General features: G+C 74.5%; 9 protein-coding genes. 6 read left to right on the top strand and 3 right to left on the bottom strand.

From position 1 onward, the window contains the following. The first annotated feature begins 244 nt into the window (after positions 1–244). From FVA95_RS21005 to FVA95_RS20985, 5 genes are all read left to right on the top strand, one after another. The gene (locus FVA95_RS21005) at positions 245–1,579 is read left to right on the top strand and encodes an MSMEG_0569 family flavin-dependent oxidoreductase (protein WP_149665699.1); all 1,335 of its coding nucleotides are present in this window, start codon (positions 245–247) and stop codon (positions 1,577–1,579) included. Then, entirely contained in the window at positions 1,580–2,311 is a 732-nt protein-coding gene (locus FVA95_RS21000; protein ID WP_149665698.1) for an SH3-like domain-containing protein, read from the top strand. It begins immediately after the preceding gene. Then, positions 2,308–2,895, top strand: coding sequence for a nitrile hydratase subunit alpha (gene nthA, locus FVA95_RS20995; protein ID WP_149665697.1), 588 nt, complete (start codon positions 2,308–2,310; stop codon positions 2,893–2,895). Before FVA95_RS21000 ends, nthA begins: the two co-directional genes overlap by 4 nt. Continuing rightward, positions 2,892–3,248, top strand: coding sequence for a nitrile hydratase accessory protein (locus FVA95_RS20990; protein ID WP_149665696.1), 357 nt, complete (start codon positions 2,892–2,894; stop codon positions 3,246–3,248). Before nthA ends, FVA95_RS20990 begins: the two co-directional genes overlap by 4 nt. Positions 3,249–3,431: 183 nt before the next feature. Then, entirely contained in the window at positions 3,432–3,992 is a 561-nt protein-coding gene (locus tag FVA95_RS20985) for a hypothetical protein (RefSeq protein ID WP_149665695.1), read from the top strand. A gap of 72 nt (positions 3,993–4,064) precedes the next feature. Here FVA95_RS20985 and FVA95_RS20980 read toward each other — a convergent pair whose 3' ends face one another. Both FVA95_RS20980 and FVA95_RS20975 read right to left on the bottom strand, forming a co-directional pair. Beyond that, entirely contained in the window at positions 4,065–4,589 is a 525-nt protein-coding gene (locus tag FVA95_RS20980) for a PaaI family thioesterase (RefSeq protein ID WP_149665694.1), read from the bottom strand. Beyond that, on the bottom strand, positions 4,586–5,098 hold the full coding sequence (locus FVA95_RS20975; RefSeq protein ID WP_149665693.1) for a helix-turn-helix domain-containing protein: 513 nt from the start codon (positions 5,096–5,098) through the stop codon (positions 4,586–4,588). Before FVA95_RS20975 ends, FVA95_RS20980 begins: the two co-directional genes overlap by 4 nt. Positions 5,099–5,251: 153 nt before the next feature. Here FVA95_RS20975 and FVA95_RS20970 point away from each other — a divergent pair, with 153 nt between their 5' ends. Next, complete coding sequence (locus tag FVA95_RS20970) at positions 5,252–5,830, top strand: type 1 glutamine amidotransferase domain-containing protein (protein ID WP_020622524.1); 579 nt, start codon at positions 5,252–5,254, stop codon at positions 5,828–5,830. 69 nt (positions 5,831–5,899) lie between these two features. Here FVA95_RS20970 and FVA95_RS20965 read toward each other — a convergent pair whose 3' ends face one another. Continuing rightward, positions 5,900–6,259 (bottom strand): TraR/DksA C4-type zinc finger protein, encoded by a 360-nt coding sequence (locus FVA95_RS20965; RefSeq protein ID WP_149665692.1) that lies wholly within the window; start codon positions 6,257–6,259, stop codon positions 5,900–5,902. Positions 6,260–6,332: the final 73 nt, after the last annotated feature.

The raw sequence follows: 6,332 nt of genomic DNA, 5'->3' as shown, positions 1-6,332 counted from the left end.
ACCCCCGCCGAAGTGTTCGAAGAGCAGCTACGCTCAGCCTGACAACCCGGTGTTGCAACGATCGGTTGAACCCAGGCTGTTGCCGGAACGTTGAGAGCGGACTACGACAACGATTCCGGATCGGCCCTGTGTGACCGTCGTGTTGCGTAACACGGGGCAATACTCCCGTCGTCCGAACGACACGATTCGGTAATGCGACGGGTCGACCGTGGGTCCGTTCCCCGACCACCCACGAGGAGGCCCCATGACCGCGATGATCCGACGCGAGGACCGGCGTCCCCCGCCCGCCGAGCTGGACGGTGAGCACCGGACGGTCGTCGTCGTCGGCGGCGGGCAGGCGGGTCTGTCGATGAGCCGGTGCCTGGACGTGCGCGGCATCGACCACCTCGTGCTCGAACGCGACGTCGTCGCCTCGTCCTGGAAGCGGCATCGCTGGGACACGTTCAGCCTGGTCACGCCGAACTGGCAGTGCGACCTGCCGGACTTCCCCTACGCCGGGCCGGACCCGCACGGGTTCATGGTCCGCAGCGAGTTCGTCGACTACCTGGAGGCCTACCGGGCGTTCGTCGACCCGCCGCTGATCGAGGGCGTCGAGGTGAGACGCGTGCACCAGGACGAGCGGGGGACCTTCGTCGTCGAGACCTCCGCCGGGACGTGCACCGCGGACCAGGTCGTCGTCGCCACCGGCGGGTACCACACGCCGCTCACCCCGCCGCTGTCCGAGCCGCTGCCGGCCGACATCACGCAGATCGGGTCCCAGGACTACCGCAACCCCGGCCAGCTGCCGCCGGGGGAGGTGCTGGTGGTCGGGTCCGGGCAGTCCGGCGCCCAGATCGCCGAGGACCTGCACCTGGCGGGGCGGACGGTGCACCTCGTCGTCGGGCACGCACCGCGGGTGGCCCGCTTCTACCGGGGCCGCGACGTGACCGACTGGCTCGACGAGATGGGCTACTACCGGATGCCGGTCACCCGGCACCCGCGTCGCGAGGCCGTGCGCGCGCAGGCCAACCACTACGTGACCGGTCGCGACGGCGGTCGTGACATCGACCTGCGCCGCTTCGCCACCGAGGGCATGCGGCTCTACGGCGCGCTCACCGACCACGCCGCGGGGCGGCTCACCTTCGCTCCCGACCTGGAGTCCTCGCTTGACCACGCCGACGAGGTCAGCGAGTCCATCAAGGACACCATCGACGGCTGGATCGCCGACAAGGGGATCGACGCCCCGGTCGAGGAGCGCTACACCCCGGTGTGGCGCCCGGAGCGCGAGGTCACCGAGCTGGCGCTGGCCGACGCCGGGATCACCTCGGTGGTCTGGTGCATCGGGTTCCGGCAGGACTTCTCCTGGGTCGACCTGGGAGTGTTCACCGGCCGCGGCTCGCCGGTGCACAGCCGCGGCGTGACGGGCGTCCCCGGGCTGTTCTTCCTCGGTCTGCCCTGGCAGTGGACCTGGGGGTCCGGGCGGTTCTCCGGGGTGGGCGCCGACGCGGCGTTCCTCGCCGAGCGGATCCGCTCCCAGCGCGGCCTGACCTCGACCGGCGGCCGCGGCGACGTCTGCAACGTCCTGGCCCTGGGGTCCTGAGTGGATGGTTCCGTCGACCCCGACGACCCGGCCGACCTGGGCGGGACGACGGGCTGGGGCCGGGTCGTCGCCCCGGGCGACGTCGAGCCCGAGCCGCCGTTCGCCCGGGCATGGGAGGGGCGGGCGTTCGCACTGACCGCGCTGACCATGGGCCGGATCTCCGGACGCAACCTGGACGCGTTCCGGCACGCGCTGTCCCGGTTGGACCGCACCCGCTACCTCGACGACGGCTACTACGGCCGCTGGCTGCACGCCGCCGAGCTGATGCTGGTCGACTCGGGCGTGCTGGCGTCCGGCGCGGTGGAGGCCCGTGCCCGGCGCACCCGCGGCGAGGACGTGCCCGAGCCGGCCGACCCGCCCCTGGCGAAGCCCGACTACACACCCACCGCGCCCGGGTCGCTGCGCACCGTCGACGCCGCGCCGCACTTCGCCCCCGGCGACCCGGTCCGCGCCCGCCGCGAGCCCCCGGACGTCGCGCCGCCCGCGCCGTCGGCGGGTCCGGTCGGGCGGGGACCGTGCAAGCTGCCCCGCTACCTGCGCGGAGCGCCCGGTGCCGTGACCGCGGTCCGGCCCGCGCACGTGCTGCCCGACACCCACGCGGTGTTCGCCGGGGAGCACCCCCAGCACGTGTACACCGTGGCCTTCACCGCCCCCGACGTGTGGGGCCCCGGCGCGGAGCCGGACGTGATCGTGCACGCCGACCTGTTCGAGTCCTACCTGGAGCCACGATGACCGACGACGATCCCGGTCCCGCGCTGCGCACCGCGGCGCTGGAGGAGCTGCTGGTCGAACGGGGGCTGGTGGACCCGGCCGTCGTCGACGGGTTCGTGCGCACCTACGAACGCGACGTCGGCCCCCTGAACGGGGCGACGGTCGTCGCCCGCGCCTGGACCGACCCCGAGTACCGGGAATGGCTGCTGCGCGCCGGGACGGCGGCGATCGCCGCGCTCGGGTTCAGCGGGCCGCAGGGCGAGCACATGGTGGTGCTGGAGCAGACCGACCAGGTGCACCACGTCGTGGTCTGCACGCTGTGCTCCTGCTATCCGTGGCCGGTCCTCGGCCTGCCCCCGAGCTGGTACAAGGACCCCGCCTACCGGGCCCGGGTCGTGCGCGAGCCGCGCACCGTGCTCGCCGAGATGGGGCTCGACGTGCCCCCGGAGCGCCGGATCGAGGTGTGGGACTCCTCGGCCGAGGTCCGCTACCTGGTGCTGCCGCGCCGACCCGCCGGCACCGACGGGTTCACCGTCGAGCAGCTCGCCGGGCTCGTCGGGCGGGACGCGATGGTCGGGGTCGCCGACGTGGCCGGGCCGTCGTGAGCGGGCCGGTGCTCGACACCACGGGTCCCGCGGCCCCGCCACGCAGCAACGGGGAGCTGGTGTTCGCCGCGCCCTGGGAGGGGTGCGCGTTCGGGCTGGCCGTCGCGCTCGCCGAGGCGGGGGTGTTCACCTGGGACGGGTTCCGCGACCGGCTGGTCGCGCGGATCGCCGCCGATCCCGCCGCCCCGTACTACGGCTGCTGGCTCGCCGCCTGCGAGGACGTGCTCGTCGCCGCGGGCCGTCTCGAGGGGGCGGAGGTGCTCGGCCGCGCCGCCGACCTCGCCGCTCGCCCGGCCGGGCACGACCACGACCACGACGACCACGACCACGACCACGCCGACCACGCTCGGTAGGAGAACGCACACCGATCGTCACAGAATGGTTCGGTGGTCGCATTCCGCGCATTACCCCGCGCGAATGGGGAAGGGAACCGCGCCGACCCGATCGGGGCGGTGAACGACCCGGCCGGTGTCACCGCTCGGTAACCGATCATGTTTCGCGGGGCCGATGTCCCGGTGCGCGGATAGATTGTGGTCATGAGCGGATCGCGGCCGATGGTCCTGCGGACCGTCGCCTGGTGCGCGGGCGTCCTGCTGGTGGGTGCCGGCGTGCTGGCCGCCGTCGTCGTCGGTGTCGGGGCGCTCGTCGCACCGGGGGAGGCGCGCGCGTCCCGCGAGATCGACCCGGCCACCGAGTTCGCCCGGCTCGCCGTCGACGACCCGGCCGCCGCCCTGCGCTCGTGCACCCCCGCGCAGGGGACCCTCCTCGACGCCCTCTCCGGTGCGCTCCCGGCCGGTGCGGTGCCCGGCGCGGCCCGGTTCACCGCGACCGACGCAGACCTCACGTTCGTCTCGGCACCGATCACCGGCACGGTGCGCGGCGCCGGGGACCGCGCCGTGTGGGTGTGGGGGAGGCAGGGCTTCGCCGCCGTCACCGACGACGCGCGCGCCCTCACCCCCGAGCTCCCCGGGCCCGCGCTCTACGCCACCGGCCCGGACGCGGCGGGCGCGGTCCGCGCCGCGACCTGCGTGGAGGCCGCGCAGCGCGCCGAACGCTCCGGCGTCGCACCGACCCAGGGCCCGGTCGTCCCGGGCTGAGCCGGGCTCGCCCCCGGGCACGATCAGCCCGGCCCCTGGGCGCGACCAGCTCGGCCCGCGGGCGGGATCAGCTCAGTCCCCGGGCAGGATCAGGCAGCTCGACGTGGCCTCGCCCAGCAGCCTGCCCTCGGCGTCGGTCAGCTCGGCCCGGGCCAGCGCGGTGCGGCGCCCGGCCTGCACGACGTGGCCGGTGCACGTCACGGTGCCGGTGTCGACGGTGATCCGGCGCAGGAAGCGCACCGACAGGTCCAGGCTGGTGTAGCCGGTCCCGGCGGGGAGGGTGGAGTGCACCGCGCACCCGCAGGCGGAGTCGAGCAGCGTGGCGTACACCCCGCCGTGCACCGAGCCGATCGGGTTGTACTGGTGCTCGCCGGGTTCGAAGGCGAACGCGACGCGCCCGTGCTCGGCGGAGACGGCGCGGAACCCGACGAGGCTCGCGACGGGTGCGCCGGGGAGCCGGCCGTCGACGATCCGGCGCAGGTACTCCAGCCCGTCCAGACCGGACGCGGCGGCGGCGAGCGCCATCGGGTCGGTCCACTCGTGCTCGCGGCGGCGCGTGGCGGCCGGCCCGGTGGCGGGCTCTGCTGCGGAGGTCATCGTGGCTCCTGGTCGGTGTCGGTGTCGGTGTCGGTGTGGGTGTGGGTGACGGGGGCTCCGGGCCCCGGTTCGAGGTGGACCTCGTCGGTGCGGCCCAGACGGTGTCCGGCACCGCACACGCTCACCAGGCGCACCGGGGCGCCGCAGCCGGTGTGCACGCGGACCACGGGAGGTCCGGCGTCGCCGGCGAGGTGCCGGTCGCCGAAGTCCATGAGTGCGGCCAGGACGACGCCCAGATCGCGGCCGCGCCGGGTCAGCCGGTACTCGGCGCGGGTCCGCGCCCGGGGTTCGCGGTAGTCCACCCGTTCGACGACGCCGTCGTCGATCAGCTCGGACAGGCGCCGGCTCAGCACGGTGCGCGCAACACCCAGACCGCGCGCCAGCTGGTCGAAGCGGGTGATCCCGCGGCCGAGGTCGCGCACCAGCAGCACCGTCCAGGGGTCGGCCAACAGCGCCGCGGTGCGGGCCACCGAGCACACCTGGGACGCCGCCGCCGTCCGTGCGTCCATCCCGCCCCCTGGGTATCGCTGAGCTACCCAGACACCGTAGCCCGGCGGGGAGGACGGCGACAGATGCCGGTCCCTCGTGCGCGATTGACCGCGCCCACAGCGGGAAGGCGGGAAGGGACACCGCACGAGCACGAGACCGAGGAGGAACCCACGGTGGCGAACGAACTGCAGGGCCGGACCGTCGCGATCCTGGCCACGGACGGCGTCGAGAAGGTCGAGCTGGTCCAGCCCCGCGACGAGCTGCGCAAGGCCGGCGCGCGGGTCGAGGTGGTCTCGCTGTCCACGGACCCGATCCAGTCGATGTCGGCCGACATCAACCCGGACGAGAAGCTCGACGTCGACCGCGCCGTCGCGGACGTGTCCGCCGACGACTACGACGCCCTGGTGCTGCCCGGCGGCACCGTGAACCCGGACAACCTCCGGGCCGACGCCACCGCGGTGGCGTTCGTGAAGGCGTTCTTCACGGCGGGCAAGCCGGTCGGCGCGATCTGCCACGGGCCGTGGACGCTGGTCGAGGCCGACGTCGTGAAGGGCCGCACCCTCACCTCGTTCCCGAGCATCCGGACCGACCTGCGCAACGCCGGCGCGACCGTCGTCGACGAGCAGGTCGTGACCGACGAGGGGCTGGTCACCAGCCGCAACCCCGACGACCTCGACGCGTTCTGCGCGAAGCTGGTCGAGGAGTTCGCCGAGGGCAGGCACCCGGTGCACCCGGAGGGTGCGACCGCCTGAGCTCCCCACGTACGACGGACGGGGCCGTCCTCCCAGGTGGGAGGGCGGCCCCGTCGACGTCGGTCCGGGTCAGCCCTCGACCGGGCCGGGCATCTGCGCGTCGTCCTCGGGGTGCTCGCGACAGCGGTCGGTGTCGGGGCGCACCTCGAGCCGCTCGTCGTCGATCCGTCCGCCGCACACGTCGCAGCGGCCGTACTCGCCCTTCTCGAGGCGGGTCAGCGCCGCGCGCACCCGCCGCGTGCGGGCGCGGCGGGTGTTCTCGTCCAGGTCGTGGGCCATCGTCTCGTAGGCCCGTGCGCCCTCGTCGCCGAAGTCGAGACCGTCGCCGACGCGATCCTGGCCCGGGGCCGGCCGCTCGGTCGCGACCGTACCGCCCTCCAGCCGGTCCAGCTCCTCGGTCAGCAGGGACCGTGCCCGCTGCGCGTCCATCGGGGTCTCCTCTCCTCGTCGTGCGACCGTGCCGGCCGCACGGGGACCGGACTACCCCGCCCGCCGTCCGGCA

Origin of the sequence: Pseudonocardia sp. EV170527-09, assembly GCF_008369905.1 — a bacterium.
Lineage (GTDB): Bacteria > Actinomycetota > Actinomycetes > Mycobacteriales > Pseudonocardiaceae > Pseudonocardia.
Note: the sequence above shows the minus strand (reverse complement) of the source record. Positions and strands in the feature narration are given on the sequence as shown.

What these genes read in the sequence shown, in the direction of transcription:
- FVA95_RS21005 (WP_149665699.1), top strand. Translation starts at nt 245, where the DNA reads ATGACCGCGATGATCCGACGCGAGGACCGGCGTCCCCCGCCCGCCGAG.
- nthA (WP_149665697.1), top strand. Translation starts at nt 2,308, where the DNA reads ATGACCGACGACGATCCCGGTCCCGCGCTGCGCACCGCGGCGCTGGAG.
- FVA95_RS20985 (WP_149665695.1), top strand. Translation starts at nt 3,432, where the DNA reads ATGAGCGGATCGCGGCCGATGGTCCTGCGGACCGTCGCCTGGTGCGCG.
- FVA95_RS20980 (WP_149665694.1), bottom strand. Translation starts at nt 4,589, where the DNA reads ATGACCTCCGCAGCAGAGCCCGCCACCGGGCCGGCCGCCACGCGCCGC.
- FVA95_RS20975 (WP_149665693.1), bottom strand. Translation starts at nt 5,098, where the DNA reads ATGGACGCACGGACGGCGGCGGCGTCCCAGGTGTGCTCGGTGGCCCGC.
- FVA95_RS20965 (WP_149665692.1), bottom strand. Translation starts at nt 6,259, where the DNA reads ATGGACGCGCAGCGGGCACGGTCCCTGCTGACCGAGGAGCTGGACCGG.